The organism is Nonomuraea sp. NPDC002799 (assembly GCF_053592075.1).
The window spans coordinates 273,736-291,286 of sequence record NZ_JBSFVA010000006.1; the positions used below are offsets into that span (position 1 = coordinate 273,736).

The following is a 17,551-nucleotide window of genomic DNA, read 5'->3' on the forward strand; positions in this document are numbered from 1 at the left end:
CGGAGTCAGCCCTTGTAGTTGAAGATCTGGCGCAGCGTGTGCTGCACCTCGACCAGGTCCTTCTGGTCGGCCATCACCTGATCGATCGGCTTGTACGCCGCAGGGTGCTCGTCCACCAAGGCGGCCGCGCGATCACTGTTCCAGGTCCGGCCCCTCATGGCCTCGCTCAAGGACGTAGCCGAAAGCTCCCGCTTCGCCTTCGTACGGGACATGCGGCGGCCCGCACCGTGGGCGCAGGAATTGTACGACTCAGGGTTTCCGCGACCGCGCACGATGTACGAGCGGGTGCCCATCGAGCCCGGGATCACGCCTTCGTCGCCCGTGTCGGCCTTGATGGCGCCCTTGCGGGTGATCCAGAGGGACTTGCCGTAGTGGGTCTCCTGCTGGGTGAAGTTGTGGTGGCAGTTGATCGTGCGGACCCGCCGGCCCGTGCCGACGACCCGGAACAAGGCGTTGATCAGGACCTGGTCCATGCGGGCGCGCGAGGCCATGGCGTAGTGCTGGGCCCACAACATGTCCTCGATGTACGCGGTGAACTCCGGCGTGCTCTGCACGAAGTACGCGAGGTTCGGATCCTCCAGGCCCATCTCCTGCTTCTTCATCAGCTTCTTGGCGCCCGTGATGTGCATCTGGGCGAGCTGGTTGCCGATGCCGCGGGAACCCGAGTGCAGGACCGTCCAGACGCGGTCACGTTCGTCGAGGCAGACCTCGACGAAGTGGTTGCCGGAGCCGAGGGTGCCGAACTGATCGGCCACCTTCTTGGTCTGCTTCGGGTTGAGGTCGGTGTAGGGCAGGCCGAGGTCGTCGAGGGCACGGTCGATCGACGCGTCGTCGTGGCCCTTGCCGACGCCGGCGGGGATGCGCCGCTCCACCATCGGCATCAGGGCCGCGAGGGTGTCGGGCAGGTCCGCGGCCGTGAGCGTCGTCTCGGTGGCCACCATGCCGCAGCCGATGTCCACACCGACAGCGGCGGGAATGATGGCGTTCTCGGTGGGGATCACCGAGCCGACCGTCGCACCGATGCCGATGTGTGCGTCGGGCATGAGAGCGACGTGACCGGACACGAACGGCAGGCGGGCGGTGCGTGCGGCCTGCAGGATCGCGCCTTCGTCGATCTCGCTGGCCCACGACAGCAGGTTCGGTGCGGGCTGGTTCGGCATGAAAGAAATCTCCTCACTGGGTCATGATCAGTTTGGCGTGACCATGGAGGGATTCCCACTCATTTTATCGAATGTGGGTTATGCCGATCGTGTGGGTTCGTCGTTCGAATGCGGGCGGGCATGCCCTTGTAGCGTAGGTGCCGGTCCGGGCGTCCACCCAGGGAGCAGTCCGCGCTGACAGCGCCCAGCACATCGGGCCGCCCACCGAAGCATGGGAGGCTGAGCGCATCGAGTGGGTCCCCATTGCGGACATCCGCCGCCTGATCGACAAGCGCGACATCGTGGGCGGCACCAGCATGAACGCTCTGCTCTACATCCTCACAGAGGTGTAGTTGCTCGCGGCTGTGAGCTGCGGCCCTCACTGCCACTAACAGCCTGGCCTCCAACTCGGCCCCGCACGGGGCCGGCCGGAAGGTGAGCCGGACCAGGGCGAAGAAGACGTTCACCGCCATGGATTTGGAGAGCAGACCCGGGGGGTGGAGTGTCGTAAGGATTCCGGGGCGGTGGATGAGATTCCGGAGGCTTACAAGGACCTGGAGTCGGTCATGGCCGCTCAGACCGGATCTGGTGCAGGTGGTCGCGCACCTCTGGCAGCGGGGCGGTGTAGCGATGGGCTTCGACGTCGTAGAGCCGATCTCCGCGCGGTCATCCGGCGCTCCCTTTTTGGTTCCTGTGGACGCAAAGATGGATCCAAGCCAAGATGTAGCTCTTAGCAGCTCATCGGCTCGATTCCCGTAGAGTGCGTGGATGACGTGCAGGTCCGGGAAGAGGGATCAACATGTATATATCAAAACTTGTCGTCCAAGGGATTCGTGGTTTTTCCGGACCGCGAGCGGTGGCGCTCGACTTCGACAGGCCAGATGGATCGTATGCGGGATGGACGGTTTTGGCCGGTCGGAACGGGTCTGGAAAGACAACGATTCTTCAGGCGGTCGCGCTGGGGATCATCGGGCCTTACTTCATACGGGGCTGGGACGTATGGAGTGGTAGACGGAAAGGCGAGCAGGCGCGTATTGGTGTCACGGTCGTCCAGGATTCTGAGTTCGACGGTGGATTGAATTTCGGGGCGCAGGTCTTTGAAGTGCGATGGGATGACGACGGCGAGCCTTATGTCCCGCAACGCTCCGCCGGCTCGCCCGGGAGAAGGCAGGGGGTGAAGGCTCTCCGCTTCGGTCCGGGTGAAGGATGGTTCTTTGCGGGCTACGGGCCGTTCCGCAGACTCTCGTCCGCCGCGTTCGGCCACGGAGAATCGTCACGTTCGGCTATGTACGCCGGCTTGCGCACCCTCTTCGACGAGGACGTCAGCCTCGTGGAGGGAGTCGGTTGGCTGATCGAGCAGCATCTATATCGGCTGGAGGGGCGCGCCGGTGCGGCCGAACTTCTGGATGTCGTCCTGTCACTGCTGACCGATGGCATGCTTCCTGACGGCCATACGGTCGTTCGTGTCGACTCTGATGGGTTGTGGCTGCAGCGGGACGATGGTGCGGAGACCCCGCTCCGGCAGATGAGCGAGGGGTACCGAACGGTCACGGCTGTCGTTGTCGACGTCATCCGGCAGATGCATCTGGCATACGGCAGTCTGCGGGTCACCTATCGGGGAGAGACGCCGACGCTTTCGTATCCAGGTGTGATCCTGATCGATGAGATTGAGAACCATCTCCATGTCGGCTGGCAGAAGAGGATCGGCGAGTGGCTGACGAGTCACTTTCCGCTCGTGCAGTTCATCGTGACCACGCACAGCCCGTACGTGTGTCAGACGGCCGATCCGAACGGCCTGATCGCACTTCCCGGCCCGAACGAGCCGAAGCCGGCACACGTGGTCGATCATGATCTCTATGAGCGGGTCGTGTTCGGGTCCGGCGACGATGCGATCCTGACGGAGCTCTTCGGTGTCGACAGTCCATATTCAACGCGGGCAGAAGATGTTCGGCGGCATCTCGGAGATCTCGAAGACAAGGTCCTGGGCGGGTCTGCTTCGGAAGCGGAGATCGAGGACTACAGAAAGCTCAGCAAAATGCTGGAGAGCTCACTTTCGGCTCGTGTGGACGAGGTGTCGGCACGTCTGGGGAGACAGGGTTGATCCATATCCGGCGGACGAGCCTGGACGCCGAGTTGACGCTGAAGCTGTTCGCCCGAACGGAACAACTCAAGATCGCGGGCGCCTGTTCACATGCTGCCCGTCAGTCCTGGCGGGGTGCTTCTTCGGAAAAAGAGCAGCTTCGAGCGGCGCTACGTCGGATGTCGAGAGCCGTAGAGCGGTGTATGTACTGTGGCGACAGCCGAGGGACCGATATTGACCACTTCGAGCCAATCATGCTATCGCCGTTCCGTACGTTCGACTGGATGAACCATTTGCTGGCGTGCTCATCCTGTAACAGCAATGCCAAGCGGGAGCTTTATCCGGTCGACCGGGCCGGGACGCCTTTACTCATTGATCCGACCGTGGACGACCCTTTTGAGCACCTCAGGTTGATTCTGTCCACTGGCACGTATCGCTGGAATACGCCCAAAGGGCGGGCGACGATCGACGTCTTTCAGCTCAACCGTGCGGATCTGCGCAGAGGCAGGGAGCTTGCCTTCCCGCGGTGCCAGGCGATGCTCAGGGACTATCTCCGTCTCCAGGGCGCTGGTAGGAGGCGGGACGCGGTCAAGATGCTGAACGCCCTCCACGAGCAGCCTTTCGCTGATGTGCTGCACGCGATGTATCGGACCATGGCCACCCCTGGCGCTGACATCGTCTTGGGCGGTCCGGAGGTTCTGGAGGCTCTCCACGCATCGCGACCGTGATCCGTGTCAGGCAGAGGCGCTTGATCGGTCACCTGGCCGAAGCGCACCTGATACCGCAACGGCAGCAGGTATGCCGAGGCGATGAGCGCGACCGCCGGCACGACTGCAAGGCGACGACGACGGCTGCCTGAGAGAGCGCTCCCTCGATGGGGCGACGAAAGGTTGTCAAAGCCGGTTGTTTCTTCGTAGGGGAGTGGCGGGGGAGCGCCTTCTGGTGGGTTGGCGGAGTTGGCGCTGGCTGTGGCTGGTACGGCGGCTGTTCTCGGCACTCAGGAGCGCTCTGCCGGAAGTCGGGGAGGTTTCGGGGGAGTTAACCAGGGCCTTGACAGGAGTGGGTGCCGCGCGCAGTCTGCTCAGTGAGAGAGCGCTCCCTTGAACAGGAGACGTCGTGAGTTCACCCCCCACCCCAGCACTCCGGCGCCTGGGGACACTCGTCGTCCTCATGCTCACCCTGTCCCTCATGACCGCCCCGCCCGCCGCCGCGGCCGACCCCCTGCTGTCCCAGGGCAGACCCGTGACCGCCTCCTCCTCGGAGAACGTCGCCTTCCCCGCCTCGGTGGCCGTCGACGGCGACGCGGGCACCCGCTGGTCCAGCGGGTTCGCCGATCCGCAGTGGATCCAGGTGGACCTGGGCGCCGCCGCGCAGATCAGCCAGGTGGACCTGAGCTGGGAGGCCGCGTACGCCACGGCCTTCCAGGTGCAGGTCTCCGCGAACGGCACCGCCTGGACCACCGTGCACTCCACGACCACCGGCACCGGCGGCAACCAGACGCTGGGCGTGTCGGGCAGCGGCCGGTACGTCCGCGTCCACGGCACCCAGCGCGCCACCCAGTACGGCTACAGCCTCTGGGAGTTCAAGGTGTACGGGTCCGGCGGCGGCGGCGGTGAGCGGCTGCTGTCGTACAACAGGCCCGGTGTCGCCTCCACCTCCCAGAGTGACGGCAACTGCTGGGAGTGCACCCCGGCCAGGGCGTTCGACCTCGACCCGGCCAGCCGGTGGGCGACCAGCTCCACGAGCGGCTGGGTCGACCCCGGCTGGATCTACGTGGACCTTGGCGCGACCGCGCAGATCAGCAAGGTCGTGCTGCAGTGGGACCCGGCGTACGCCAGGTCGTACCAGCTCCAGGTGTCGCCCGACGCGGGCACCTGGACGACGATCTACAGCACCACCGCCGGCGCCGGGTTCAAACAGACGCTCAACGTCACCGGCACCGGCCGGTACGTCCGGATGTACGGCACCCAGCGCGCCACCGCCTACGGCTACAGCCTGTGGGAGTTCCAGGTGTACGGCACCGGCGGCAACCCGGCCGACCCGCCCGCCCCGCCGAAGGACCCGGCCAGCCCGCCGGCCCTGGTGTGGAGCGACGAGTTCAACGGCACGGCCGGGACCAGGCCCGACGCCGCCAAGTGGCGGGCCGACCCGGGCACCGGGCCGAACAACGAGCTGGAGTACTACACCAACCACGACAACGCCGCCATGGACGGCCAGGGCAGCCTGGTCATGGAGGCCCGCAAGCAGGCCACGCCGGGCTCCGCCTGCCCGGTGGACCCGCTGACCGGCAGCGGCACCTGCCAGTACACCTCGGCCAGGATGAACACCGGCACCAAGTTCCACTTCACCTACGGCCGGGTCGAGGCCCGGATCAAGGTGCCCAAGGGCAACGGGTTCTGGCCGGCGTTCTGGATGATGGGGGCCGACTTCCTGACCGGGCGGCCGTGGCCGTACAACGGCGAGGTCGACATCATGGAGGTGCTCGGCAAGGACGTGAAGACGTCCTACTCGACCGTGCACGCGCCCGCGTACAACGGCGGGGGCGGCATCGGGGCGCCGTACACGCTGCCGAACGGGGCCGACTTCTCCGACGACTTCCACGTCTGGGCCGCGAGCTGGGACAGCAAGGGCATCGTCTACTCACTCGACGGGCGCACGGTGGTCACGCTCAGCAAGGAGCAGGTGGAGCAGACACGCGGCCCCTGGATCTTCGACCACCCGTTCTACCTCATCCTCAACCTCGCGGTCGGCGGCGACTGGCCCGGACCGCCCAACGCGGCCACGCCGTTCCCGAGCCGGATGCTCGTCGACTACGTACGGGTCTACCAATGATCGCCAAGGGAGCCGCCATGTTCGCCTCACGACTGCTCGCCCTGCTGTCCGTGCTGCTCGGCATGTTCGCCGTCGCCCCGAGCACGGCGCAGGCCCGGATCGTCCGGGTGGCGGAGTTCCTCGCCGACTGCCCGTTCAGCCACCGGCTGCCCGACGACCCGATCATCTTCCCCGGGCTGCCCGGCGCCTCGCACATGCACAGCTTCTTCGGCAGCCGCGTCACGAACGCCTACACCAACCTCGGCGCCCTGCAGAGCGGCGCCACCAACTGCAACCCGGCCGTCGACAAGTCGGCGTACTGGGTGCCGACCCTCTACCGGGACGGCACGCCGGTGGAGCCGGCCATCGTCACGTTCTACTACCTCGGCGAGGGCGTGCGGGACGACATCATCGCCACGACCCGGTCGTTGCCGCTGGGCCTGCGGATCGTGGCGGGCAACGCCAAGGCGACCGCGCCCGACAGCACGACGATCTCCCGGTGGTCGTGCCTGCACGCCGGCCACGTGGGCGCCTCCAAGGACTTCGTGAACTGCCCGTCGGGGACGATGCTGGAGTCCTACCTGGACTTCCCGCAGTGCTGGAACGGGCGGGACCTGGACTCCGCCGACCACAAGAGCCACATGACCTACCCGGTGGCCGGGGCGTGCCCGAGCTCGCATCCCGTGGCGGTGCCGAAGTTGCGGCAGGTCATCCGGTATCCGGTGAGCGGTGACCCGTCGCACTTCCGGCTGGCGTCGGGAGGCGGGTTCACCATGCACGGCGACTTCTTCAACGCCTGGCCGGCGGCGGAGATGGACCGGCGGGTGCGCGACTGCATCCGGCCGATCATCAAGTGCGGCGCCGACGGGCGTCCGTCGTAAACGTCGTCCCGGCGGGCGGTCCGCGCCGCCCGCCGGGGCCTGAGCAGCGGGAGCCTGCCGGTGTTGCGGATCTTCGTGTTGGTGCTGGTGACCGTGCTGCTCGCCGGATGCTCGCCGGAGCGGCCCGAACCGGCCGCCGAGGCCGGACGGCCCGAGCCGGCTGCCGAGGCCGGACGGCCGACCGAACCGGCCACCGGGACCGGAACGGGGTTCAACGCCACCGACGTGGCCTGGCTGCAACTGGCGGAGGCGCTGCACACCCGCGCGCTGCCGCTGCTGGAGCTCGCGCCCGGCCGCTCGGCCAGCGGGCCGCTCGCCGACCTGGCCGCCCGGCTGGGCAAGGAGCACGACACCGAACGCGGCCGGCTCCGCGCCCTGCTCGCCACGGCCCGCGTCACCGGTGAGAATCCGCACGCGGCGCACGACATGCCGGGCATGCCCACCGCCGACGATCTGCGGAAATTGCGCGGGCTGCGGGACGAGACCTTCGACGGGCGGTTCGCCGCGCTGCTGCGCGCGTACCTGGATCAGCTCGTGCTGGTCGCCCGAGGAGAGCAGAGCGCCGGCGCCGCGCCACAGGCGCGGGAGCTGGCGGCGGCGATGGAGCGGGCGCACGCCGCCGACCTGACCGAGCTCGACGGGATCGGGATCGCGGCTCGGTAGATTGTCCGCCTGGAGAGGGTGGCGGTGCCTACTCCGTCCAGGCGGCGGTGGCGTCGAGGCGTTCGTGCCAGAGCCGCTCGCCGCCTCCGCCCGGCTCCCAGCGGGCGCAGAAGCCGATCAGGTCGCGGCAACGGGCCACCATCGCGGCCTGGCGCTCGGCCCACCCGGGGACGGGACCGTCGTAGGCGGCGAAGAAGTGCGGCAGCAGGGGCACGTGCTCGGGATGATGGCTGCGGATGATCCACTCGCACCAGGCCAGGTCCTCGACGGGACGGCCGGGGTGGGCCCACTCCCAGTCGAGGATCGCGGTGGCCTCGAACGTGGCCGGGTCGAACAACATGTTCTGCGGGCCGTAGTCGCCGTGCACGATGCCGAGCCGGTGGATGCCGGACAGGACCCGGCCGCACTCGGTGAGCACCTCCACGGCGCGGCCCTCGTCGAGCAGCTCCTGGCCGTGCGCGCCGGCCACGAAGCGGGTGGTCAGGCTGGTCGAGGTGACCTGATGGACGCGGGGCACCGGCAGGCGGCCACGCAACCGGCGCAGGTAGCGGCTCTCCGTGCGCAGCCGGAACGCCGCCTCCGGACCCTCGTAACATTTCACTACCAGGGCGCCGTCGCCGAACGTGCTGTTGGTGTACCCGTGCTTCACAAGGGTCGATTCTGGCGTACCCGGACCCCTGCCGGGTCCCTCGGCGCGCTATCGGGAACGGCTCCGATACACGATGTAAGGACGGAACAAATACCCCACAGGGGCGGATAGCGCGTGCACGAGGCGGCTGAACGGGAACAGGACGATCAGCACCATCCCGATCAGCGTATGCACCTTGTAAAGGATGCTCGCGCGGGCCATCGCCTCGACGTCCGGATGGAAGATGAAGACGTCCCGGAACCAGGGGGCGACCGTGGTCCGGTAGCTCACCTCGGTGGGCACGATCCCGCCGATCGTCGTCGCCACGCCCGCGACGATCGAGGCGGCCAGCACCGCGTACATCACCTTGTCGTTGACCGTGGTCGCCATGAACACGGGGCCGTTGGTGCGGCGGCGGTAGATCAGCAGGGCCAGCGCCACCAGGGTGGCGATGCCCGCGAGCCCGCCCCAGAGGAGCGCGTTCACGTGGTAGGTCTTGTTGGAGACGCCGACGGCGTCGGTCCAGCCGATGGGGATGATCAGGCCGGTCACGTGGCCGACGATCACGAAGATCAGGGCGTAGTGGAACAGCGGGCTGGCCACGCGCAGCAGCGGGCTCTCGTAGAGCTGGGAGGAGCGGGTGGTCCAGCCGAACTGGTCGTACTTGTAGCGCCAGATCAGGCCGCCGAAGAAGATCACCAGGACGACGTAGGGGACGACCGTCCAGAGCATGCTCTCGCCCCAGCTCACAGGTAGCCCCCGACGGACTCGGCGGGCGGCCCGCCGGCGGCCAGCCGCAGCGCGGCCGCCCGGTCGGCGGCCGAGATGGGCGGCAGGGCCGCGCAGACCGTGTCGATCACGTGGGCGTAGGGGGAGTCGCGCTCGGACAGGGCGCCGCGCAGCAACTCCAGGGCGATCCCGTGCTCCTGGAGCAGGGCCGCGCCGGACGGGTCCAGCGCGGCGAACTCCAGCATCACCGGCAGGAAGTCGGGCAGTTCGTCGTCCATCAGCTCCCAGCCGGCCGTCCGGTAGCGCTGCTTCAGCGCGGCCAGCGACTGGCCACGCCGGCGGGTGTCGCCGTCGGTGTAGTAGGTCACGTAGAGGCAGCAGCGGCGGTGCAGGTCGAAGGTGTCCACGTAGTGCGCGGCCAGCTCTCCCTGGCCCAGGCCGGCGACGAGGCGCAGGAACGTCCCGAAGTGCGGCTCGGCGGCCTCCTCGATGAGCGGCAGGCGGCGCCAGAACCGTTCGTCGGGGTAGGCGAGCAGGTGGGCGGCGGCTTGCCAGATGACGGCCTTGTTCTTCATGATTTTCCTCTTCTGGGCGGGAACAGTCCTGCGGGGGCGCCGCGGCCGTCCCAGTTGAGGAGGTTCACCCGGTCGTGGCTGACCTCGTCGCCGGTCTGGCGCTGTTTGAGGCTGTGGAAGTTCTCGATCGAGACCGGGACCGGCTTGCCGGACGCCTCGCCGAACGGGCCCTGCATGCCCGGTCCTCCGTCGTAGTCCAGGCTGCAGCCGCCCTCCTCCACCGCGCCGGGGACGTTGCCGTAGGCGGTGGGGATCACGTAGCGCTCGTCGTACTTGGCCAGGGCCAGCAGGCGGTAGAGGGCGCTGACGTCCTCTTCCGACAGGCCCACGTCGGCCAGGACCGGCTCCTCGCCCAGGTTGACGGCGCGCATGTACGAGCGCATCGCGGCCAGGCGGCGCAGCGCGGCCGACACGGGCGCCGGATCGCCCGCGGTGAACAGCTCGGCCAGGTACTCGATGGGGATGCGCAACGACTCGATGGCGGCGAACAGGTTGCCCGCGTCCTCGCCGTCGTTCCCGGTGGCGGACAGGGCGTCCACGACGGGGGAGAGCGGCGGGACGTACCAGACCATCGGCAGCGTGCGGTACTCCGGGTGCAGGGGGAGGGCTATGCGATATTTCTTGATCAGGGCGTAGATGGGTGATCTGCGGGCCGCCTCGACCCAGTCGCCCGGCAGCCCGGCCGTCTCGACCACCGGATCGTCCGGATCGATGAAGAGGTCCAGCTGGGCCTCGTAGAGGTCGCGTTCGTCGGCGACCGAGGCTGCCTCCGTGACGCGGTCCGCGTCGTAGAGGAGCACGCCGAGATAGCGGAGCCGGCCGACGCACGTCTCCGAGCAGACCGTGGGCAGGCCCACCTCGATGCGCGGATAACAGAACGTGCACTTCTCGGCCTTGCCGGTCTTGTGGTTGAAATACACCTTCTTGTACGGGCAGCCGGTCACGCACATGCGCCAGCCACGGCAACGATCCTGGTCCACCAGCACGATGCCGTCCTCGGCCCGCTTGTACATCGCGCCCGAGGGGCAGGAGGCCACGCACGACGGGTTGATGCAGTGCTCGCAGATGCGCGGCAGGTAGAACATGTACGCCTGCTCGAAGGCCAGCTTGACGTCGCCGGCCACCTTGGCGAGCACGGGATCCGGCGCGGGGTCGCCGCCGAGGTTGTCGTCCCAGTTGGCGCTCCAGCGGATCTTCATGCGCTCGCCGCTGATCAGGGACCTGGGCGGCGCGACGGGGACGTCCTCGGTGAGCGGGCTCCTGGTGAGGTTCTCGTAGTCGTAGGTCCAGGGCTCGTAGTAGTCCTGGATGGAGGGCATGAGCGGGTTGGCGAAAATGGTGGCCAGCTTGCGGAACCGGCCGCCCGCGCGGGGCTTCAGCCGGCCGTTCTTGCTCAGGACCCAGCCGCCGCGCCAGCGCTCCTGGTCCTCATAGCGTCGCGGATAGCCCTGGCCGGGGCGGGTCTCGACGTTGTTGAACCAGACGTACTCGACGCCCGGCCGGTTGGTCCACGTCTGCTTGCAGGTCACCGAGCAGGTGTGGCAGCCGATGCACTTGTCCAGATTCATCACCATGGCGATCTGAGCCATGATCCGCATCAGTACGTCACCTCCTGCGAGCGGCGGCGGATCGTGGTGATCTCGTCGCGCTGGTTTCCGGTGGGGCCGAGGTAGTTGAAGCCGTACGAGAGCTGGGCGTGCGCGCCGATCATGTGGGTCGGCTTGATGAGCACCCTGGTCAGGGCGTTGTGGATGCCGCCACGGCGGCCGGTCGCCTCCGACTTCGGCACGTCGATCAGGCGGTCCTGGGCGTGGTGCATGTAGACGGTGCCGACCGGCATGCGCAGCGAGACGACGGCCCTGGCCACGACCACGCCGTTGCGGTTGACCGCCTCGACCCAGTCGTTGTCCGCCACCCCGATGCGCTCGGCGTCCTCGACCGACATCCAGATCGTGGGGCCGCCGCGCGACAGCGACAACATGAGCAGGTTGTCCTGGTACTCGGAGTGGATCGACCACTTGTTGTGCGGGGTCAGGTAGCGCAGGGTGTCGCCGCTCTCGCCGTACAGCGCGGCGATGTCCAGCGGCGGGCGGTAGATCGGCAGCGCCTCGCCGTACTCGTGCATCCAGTCGTGGTCGAGGAAGAAGTGCATGCGGCCGGTGAGCGTGTGCCACGGCTTGCCGTTCTCGACGTTGATCGTGAACGGGGCGTAGCGGCGGTTGTGCGACTCCTTGCCCGACCACTCGGGGCTGGCGGCGACCTGGACCGGCCTGGCCTGGGTGTCGGAGAAGACGATCCGGTGCCCCTCGTGCGCCAGGCCGTCGAAGCTCATGCCCGTGCGCTCGGCCAGTTGCCGGAAGCCCTGGGCGGCCAGCCGGCCGTTGCTGACGCCCGACAGGGCGAGGATGGTCTCGCACGCCTTGGCTTCGGTGTCGAGCTCGGGCCGGCCCTTGGCCATGCCGCGCGGCACCAGGCCGCAGCGCTGGCCCAGCCAGGCGACCTCCTCGTCGGGCATGAACGTGACGCCCTTGACCGGGAGCCCGAGCTGCTCGGTGAGCGGACCGAGCGCGGCGAGTTGCTCGGCGACCGCGCCGTAGTCGCGCTCGACCACCTTGAGGCCGGGCCCGGTGGCCGGGGCGATCTCGCCCGGGGTGTCGTGCTGGTGCGCCGTCGCCACCACGTCCTTGCGGACGCCGAGGTGGTCCTTGGCCAGGGCGCTGAAGGCGCGGGCGATGGCGTGGAAGGCGGCGAAGTCGGTCCTGGTCTCCCAGGGCGAGGTGATCGCCGGGTTGAAGGCGTGGACGAACGGATGCATGTCCGTGGAGGACAGATCGTGCTTCTCGTACCAGGTGGCGGCCGGGAGCACGATGTCGGAGAACTCCGTCGATGAGGTCATCCGGAAGTCGAGGGTGAGCAGGAGGTCCAGCTTGCCCTTCGGCGCCTCGGGGTCGATGTCCGTCAGGTTGGAGGCGGCCCCCAGGAGGTGATGCAGGAAATACTCGTTGCCCTTGGCCGAGGAGCCCAGCAGGTTGGAGCGCCACAGGGTCAGGACGCGGGGCCAGTTGCGCGGGTCGTCCGGGTCCTCCGCCGCGTGCTTGAGCCGCCCGGAGCGGAGCTCCTCGCGGGTGTGGGCGATGGGGTCGTCCGCCTCGCCCAGCTCCAGCGGATTGCGGTCGAACGCCGGGGACATCGGCATCCAGCCGTTGCGGACGGCCTCCGTGACGAGGTCGGCGGTGTGCTTGCCGCGGAAGACCCCGGGCCCGATGGGCGAGGCCAGCTCACCGGCGTCGAAACGGTCGTAGCGCCACTGGTCGGTGTGCAGATACCAGTACGGCGTGCCGGGCGTCTGCCGCGGCGGCCTGGCCCAGTCGAGGGCGCCGGCCAGCAGCGCCCAGCCGGTCTGGGGCCGGCACTTCTCCTGGCCGACGTAGTGGGCCCAGCCGCCGCCGTTGCGGCCCTGGCAGCCGGTCAGCAGGAGGAGCGTGAGGAAGGCGCGGTAGATCGTGTCGCCGTGGAACCACTGCGTGGTGCCCGCGCCGAGGATGAGCATGCAGCGGCCCTGGGTGGCCTCCGCCGTCCTGGCGAACTCTCTGACGATCTTGACGGCCCGCTGCGCGGGCACGCCGGTGATCGGCTCCTGCCAGGCCGGTGTGTACGGCTCCGCCGCGTCGTCGTAGTCCGCGGGCCAGTCGCCGGGCAGTCCGGGCCTGGGCACCCCGTACTGGGCCAGGAGCAGGTCGAACACCGTGGTGACCAGGTGACCGGCGACACGTCTGACCGGGACGCCGCGGCGGGCCGAGTGGCCGCCGTCGAAGCGGGGCAGCAGGACCTCCGCCGGCTCGCCCCCGTACAGCGTGAGCTCGGGGTCGGTGTCGAGGCTCAGGTTCCAGCGGCCCTTGCCGGACTCGCTCCACCGGAAGCCGACCGAGCCGTTCGGCACCACCGGCTCGCCCGCCGCGAGGAAGACCGTCTTCCACTCGGCGGCCTCCTCATCCGAGCCCAGGTCCTGGGCCGTGAGGAACCGGCCGGGCACGTAGGCGCCCTCGCGCTCCTCAAGCCGGACGAGGAAGGGCAGGTCGGTGAAGCGTTTGACGTAGTCGGTGAAGAAGGGGGTGTCGCGCTCGACGAAGAACTCCTTCAGCAGCACGTGCCCCATGGCCATGGCCAGCGCGCCGTCCGTGCCCGGCCGCACGCTCAGGAACTCGTCGGCGAACTTGGCCGCGTCGTTGTAGTCGGGGGAGATCACGACGACCTTCTGGCCCCGGTAGCGGGCCTCGGCCATCCAGTGGGCGTCCGGGGTGCGGGTGACGGGGACGTTCGAGCCCCACATCATCAGGTACGCGGCGTCCCACCAGTCCGCCGACTCCGGCACGTCCGTCTGGTCGCCGAACACCTGAGGCGAGGCCACCGGCAGGTCGGCGTACCAGTCGTAGAAGGAGAGCATGGTGCCGCCGATCAGCGACACGAACCGGGCGCCGACGGCCTGGGAGACCATCGACATGGCGGGGATGGGGGAGAATCCGGCGATCCGGTCGGGGCCGTAGGTCTTGATGGTGTGGACGTGGGCGGCGGCGATCATCTCGGTGGCCAGGTCCCAGGGGACGCGGACGAGGCCGCCGCGGCCACGGGCGCTCTGGTACCTCTCCCGCTTGTCCGGATTTGTCGTGATTTCGGCCCAGGCGGCGACCGGGTCGCCCAGCCGCTGCTTCGCTTCGGCGTACATGTCGACCAGGAGGCCCCGGACGTACGGGTAGCGGATCCGGGTCGGCGAGTAGGTGTACCAGGAGAAGGCGGCGCCGCGCGGGCAGCCGCGCGGCTCGTACTCGGGGCGGTCGGGGCCGACGCTCGGATAGTCGGTCTCCTGCGCCTCCCACGTGATGATGCCGTCCTTGACGAACACCTTCCATGAGCACGAACCCGTGCAGTTCACGCCATGCGTGGAGCGGACCACCTTGTCGTGACTCCACCGGTCACGGTAGAAGGCGTCGCCCTCGGTGCCACCCTTCAGGAAGATGGAGTGCAGGTCAGGACTGGTGGCCGACCTGCGAAGGAAGCGGCCGGTCTGCAGTAGGACGTCCTCGGCGCTCATACCCCCACTCCATCACAGAAAGTGACTCTCTGTTACACAGGGTGTATGTCTGAGCTTCGTAAAGGTCAGGTGCAGAACCTGGTTCTTGCCACGGCGGCGTTCGCGGTGACGTTCTGGGCATGGAACCTGATCGGGCCGCTTTCGGCCGGTTACAGCAGGCAGCTCGGCCTGTCGCCGACGCAGACCTCGTTGCTGGTGGCCATTCCGGTGGTGGTCGGCTCGCTGGGACGGATCCCGGTCGGGATCCTGGCCGACAGGCTCGGCGGCCGGCGGATGTTCGCGATCATCTGCTTCGTGTCGATCGTGCCGGTGATCTTCGTGGGCCTGTCCGCTTCCTACGGGTGGTTGCTGGTCTGGGGGTTCCTGCTCGGCATCCCCGGCACCTCGTTCGCCATCGGCATCCCCTTCGTGAACGCCTGGTACGAGCCCGCGCGCAGGGGATTCGCCACCGGCGTGTTCGGGGCGGGCATGGGGGGCACGGCGCTGTCGGCGTTCTGCACGCCCCGGCTGGTGGAGGAGTTCGGGCGGTTCTCCACCCACCTGCTGATGGCCGCGGTGCTGGCGCTGATGGGCCTGATCATGCTGGGCGCGAGCCGGAACTCGCCCGCCTGGACACCGGCGACCGCCCCCGCGCTGCCCCGGATGCGGGAGGCCATGAAGATCAAGGCCACCTGGCAGTGCGCGTTCCTGTACGCGGTGACGTTCGGGGGGTTCGTGGCGTTCTCCACGTACCTGCCGACCCTGCTGCAGTACGTCTACCACTTCGCGCAGACCGAGGCCGGGCTGCGCACGGCCGGGTTCTCGATCGCGGCCGTGGTGTCCAGGCCGCTCGGCGGCACGCTCTCCGACCGGGTCGGGCCGGTCAAGGTGCTGCTCGTCTCGCTCGGGGGCACCGCGCTGCTGGCTCTGGTGCTGATGCTGAACCCGCCGCTGGAGGTGCCCGCCGGGGTGAGCTACGTGCTCATGGCGTTCTTCCTCGGGCTCGGGACGGGCGGCGTGTTCGCGCTGGTCGCCAAGCTGGTCGACGCGTCGAGGGTGGGGACGGTGACGGGGCTCGTCGGCGCGGCCGGCGGGCTCGGCGGATACTTCCCGCCGCTCGTGATGGGCGCGGTCTACACCGTCACCGGGGCCTACACGATCGGCTACGTCCTGCTCGCCGTCACCGCCCTGCTCGCCCTGGCGTACACTTTGCGGGCATTTCGGACAATGTAAGGGGCGAAAATGGTTTGCGGGCCAGGCCGGAGCTTGTCAACCTTGTCAGGCTATGCGCTCCCTACCTGAGGCCGATCCCGGCGTGCCCGACCTCCGCAGCCCGCTCCGCTTCCTGTGGTGGACCGCGCGGCGGCAGGCGCCATCCCTGCTCGCGGGCATCACCTTCGCCACCCTGTGGTGGCTGATGCAGGCGCTGATGCCCGCCGTGCTCGGCAAGGGCATCGACGCCGTCACCGCCAAGGACTCCGGCGGGCTGGTGCTCTGGGCGTCGGTGCTCTTCGGGCTCGGGCTGCTGCAGGCGTTCACCGGGATCATGCGGCACCGGATGGCCGTCTACAACTGGCTGGCCGCCGCGTACCGCACCGTGCAGCTCACCACCCGCCAGGCCGCCAGACTCGGCGCCACCCTCCCCAAACACCTCTCGACCGGCGAGGTCGTCAGCGTGGGCAACTCCGACATCGCCCACATCGGCAGCTCCATGGACATCCTGCTGCGCGGCAGCGGCTCCATCGTGGCGATCGGCACCGTCACCGTGATCCTCATCTCGACCTCGCTGCCGCTGGGGCTGCTCGTGCTGTTCGGCGTGCCGCTCATGGCCCTCGCCGTCGGGCCCCTGCTCAAGCCCCTGCACAAACGCCAGGCGGCGCATCGCGAGCTGAGCGGTCACCTGGCGACCCGGGCCGCCGACATCGTCACCGGGCTCCGGGTGTTGCGGGGCATCGGCGGCGAGCAGGTGTTCGCCCAGCGCTACCGGGAGGAGTCGCAGGGAGTGCGGCACGCCGGCGTCCGGGTGGCCGGGATCGAGTCGGTGCTCGAAGGCGCCCAGATCGTGCTGCCCGGCCTGCTGATCGCCATCGTCACCGGCGTCGGCGCCTCCTACGCCGTCGCCGGCGAGATCCCCACCGGCCAGCTCGTCTCCTTCTACCTGTACGCGGTGTTCCTGATCGGGCCCATGCGCACCCTCACCGAGGCGGCCGACAAACTCACCAAGGGACACGTGGCCGCCGGTCGCGTCATCCGCATCCTGTCGATCGAGCCCGAGGTCACCGGCGGCACCGGCACCAGCGAGGGCGGCGTGCTGCGCGACTCCTACAGCGGCGTCACCGTCCAGCCCGGCACCCTCACCGCCGTCGCCGCCGGCGCGCCCGAGGACGCCATCGCCATCGCCGACCGGCTCGGCCGCTACACCGGCGGCGACGTCACCTTCGGCCCCGCCGAGCTGGCCACGCTGCCCATCGCCGAGGTCCGCTCCCGCATCCTGGTCGCCGACAACGGCGCCCGGCTGTTCACCGGCCGCCTGCGCGACGAGCTCGACGTCCGAGGGGACGCCTCCGACGAGCAGATCCGCCAGGCCCTGCACGCGGCCTGCGCCACCGACATCGTCGAAGCCCTGCCCGACGGGCTCTCCGCCCAGGTGGCCGAGGCGGGACGGGAGTTCTCCGGCGGGCAGCAACAACGGCTGCGCCTGGTCCGGGCGCTGCTGGCCGATCCCGAGGTGCTCATCCTCGTCGAGCCCACCAGCGCGGTCGACGCGCACAGCGAGGCCCGCATCGCCGAGCGGCTGGCCAAGGCGCGGGCCGGCAGGACCACGCTCATCTGCACGACCAGCCCGCTGGTGCTCGACCGCACCGATCACGTGATCTACGTGGCGGACGGCCGGGTGCTGGCCGAGGGCGCGCACCGGCAACTTCTGGACAGCTCACCGGAATACGCCGCGACCGTCACGCGCGGAGAGGACTGACCC

At 68.8% G+C, this 17,551-nt stretch carries 14 protein-coding genes and 1 pseudogene; 9 read left to right on the plus strand and 6 right to left on the minus strand.

Annotated elements, in window-relative coordinates; genetic code table 11:
* Positions 1 to 5 precede the first annotated feature (5 nt).
* On the minus strand, positions 6 to 1,160 hold the full coding sequence (locus tag ACWD0F_RS14745) for an RtcB family protein (RefSeq protein WP_449875484.1): 1,155 nt from the start codon (positions 1,158 to 1,160) through the stop codon (positions 6 to 8).
* Positions 1,161 to 1,297: 137 nt separating this feature from the next.
* Here ACWD0F_RS14745 and ACWD0F_RS14750 point away from each other — a divergent pair, with 137 nt between their 5' ends.
* The 7 genes and pseudogenes from ACWD0F_RS14750 to ACWD0F_RS14780 all read left to right on the plus strand — a co-directional run bounded on the left by ACWD0F_RS14750 (position 1,298) and on the right by ACWD0F_RS14780 (position 7,574).
* Positions 1,298 to 1,492 (plus strand): hypothetical protein, encoded by a 195-nt coding sequence (locus ACWD0F_RS14750; RefSeq protein WP_449875485.1) that lies wholly within the window; start codon positions 1,298 to 1,300, stop codon positions 1,490 to 1,492.
* A 37-nt stretch (positions 1,493 to 1,529) separates the two neighbouring features.
* Positions 1,530 to 1,754 (plus strand): annotated as a pseudogene (locus ACWD0F_RS14755) (RtcB family protein); the annotation flags it as partial.
* A gap of 184 nt (positions 1,755 to 1,938) precedes the next feature.
* Complete coding sequence (locus tag ACWD0F_RS14760) at positions 1,939 to 3,240, plus strand: AAA family ATPase (RefSeq protein ID WP_449875487.1); 1,302 nt, start codon at positions 1,939 to 1,941, stop codon at positions 3,238 to 3,240.
* Positions 3,237 to 3,947, plus strand: a complete 711-nt coding sequence (locus tag ACWD0F_RS14765) for an HNH endonuclease (RefSeq protein WP_449875489.1) — start codon at positions 3,237 to 3,239, stop codon at positions 3,945 to 3,947. Before ACWD0F_RS14760 ends, ACWD0F_RS14765 begins: the two co-directional genes overlap by 4 nt.
* Before the next feature lie 388 nt (positions 3,948 to 4,335).
* On the plus strand, positions 4,336 to 6,051 hold the full coding sequence (locus tag ACWD0F_RS14770) for a discoidin domain-containing protein (protein WP_449875491.1): 1,716 nt from the start codon (positions 4,336 to 4,338) through the stop codon (positions 6,049 to 6,051).
* A gap of 17 nt (positions 6,052 to 6,068) precedes the next feature.
* Positions 6,069 to 6,911, plus strand: coding sequence for a DUF1996 domain-containing protein (locus ACWD0F_RS14775; RefSeq protein ID WP_449875493.1), 843 nt, complete (start codon positions 6,069 to 6,071; stop codon positions 6,909 to 6,911).
* Positions 6,912 to 6,971: 60 nt separating this feature from the next.
* Positions 6,972 to 7,574, plus strand: a complete 603-nt coding sequence (locus ACWD0F_RS14780; RefSeq protein WP_449875495.1) for a DUF305 domain-containing protein — start codon at positions 6,972 to 6,974, stop codon at positions 7,572 to 7,574.
* A gap of 28 nt (positions 7,575 to 7,602) precedes the next feature.
* Here ACWD0F_RS14780 and ACWD0F_RS14785 read toward each other — a convergent pair whose 3' ends face one another.
* The 5 genes from ACWD0F_RS14785 to ACWD0F_RS14805 are packed head-to-tail and all read right to left on the minus strand — an operon-like array spanning position 7,603 to position 14,595.
* On the minus strand, positions 7,603 to 8,223 hold the full coding sequence (locus ACWD0F_RS14785; RefSeq protein ID WP_449875497.1) for a phosphotransferase: 621 nt from the start codon (positions 8,221 to 8,223) through the stop codon (positions 7,603 to 7,605).
* Between the two features lie 48 nt (positions 8,224 to 8,271).
* Positions 8,272 to 8,952: a respiratory nitrate reductase subunit gamma gene (narI, locus tag ACWD0F_RS14790; protein ID WP_449875499.1), complete on the minus strand. Its 681-nt coding sequence runs from the start codon at positions 8,950 to 8,952 to the stop codon at positions 8,272 to 8,274.
* Positions 8,949 to 9,506: a nitrate reductase molybdenum cofactor assembly chaperone gene (gene narJ / locus ACWD0F_RS14795; protein ID WP_449875501.1), complete on the minus strand. Its 558-nt coding sequence runs from the start codon at positions 9,504 to 9,506 to the stop codon at positions 8,949 to 8,951. The genes narI and narJ overlap by 4 nt, the downstream gene beginning before the upstream one ends.
* Entirely contained in the window at positions 9,503 to 11,104 is a 1,602-nt protein-coding gene (gene narH / locus ACWD0F_RS14800; RefSeq protein ID WP_449875503.1) for a nitrate reductase subunit beta, read from the minus strand. The genes narJ and narH overlap by 4 nt, the downstream gene beginning before the upstream one ends.
* The gene (locus ACWD0F_RS14805) at positions 11,104 to 14,595 is read right to left on the minus strand and encodes a nitrate reductase subunit alpha (RefSeq protein WP_449875505.1); all 3,492 of its coding nucleotides are present in this window, start codon (positions 14,593 to 14,595) and stop codon (positions 11,104 to 11,106) included. The genes narH and ACWD0F_RS14805 overlap by 1 nt, the downstream gene beginning before the upstream one ends.
* A 45-nt stretch (positions 14,596 to 14,640) precedes the next feature.
* On the opposite strand from ACWD0F_RS14805, the gene ACWD0F_RS14810 reads away from it, so the two are divergent.
* Both ACWD0F_RS14810 and ACWD0F_RS14815 read left to right on the plus strand, forming a co-directional pair.
* Positions 14,641 to 15,807: an MFS transporter gene (locus tag ACWD0F_RS14810; protein ID WP_449875507.1), complete on the plus strand. Its 1,167-nt coding sequence runs from the start codon at positions 14,641 to 14,643 to the stop codon at positions 15,805 to 15,807.
* 52 nt (positions 15,808 to 15,859) lie between these two features.
* Entirely contained in the window at positions 15,860 to 17,548 is a 1,689-nt protein-coding gene (locus ACWD0F_RS14815) for an ABC transporter ATP-binding protein (protein ID WP_449875509.1), read from the plus strand.
* Positions 17,549 to 17,551 lie beyond the last annotated feature (3 nt).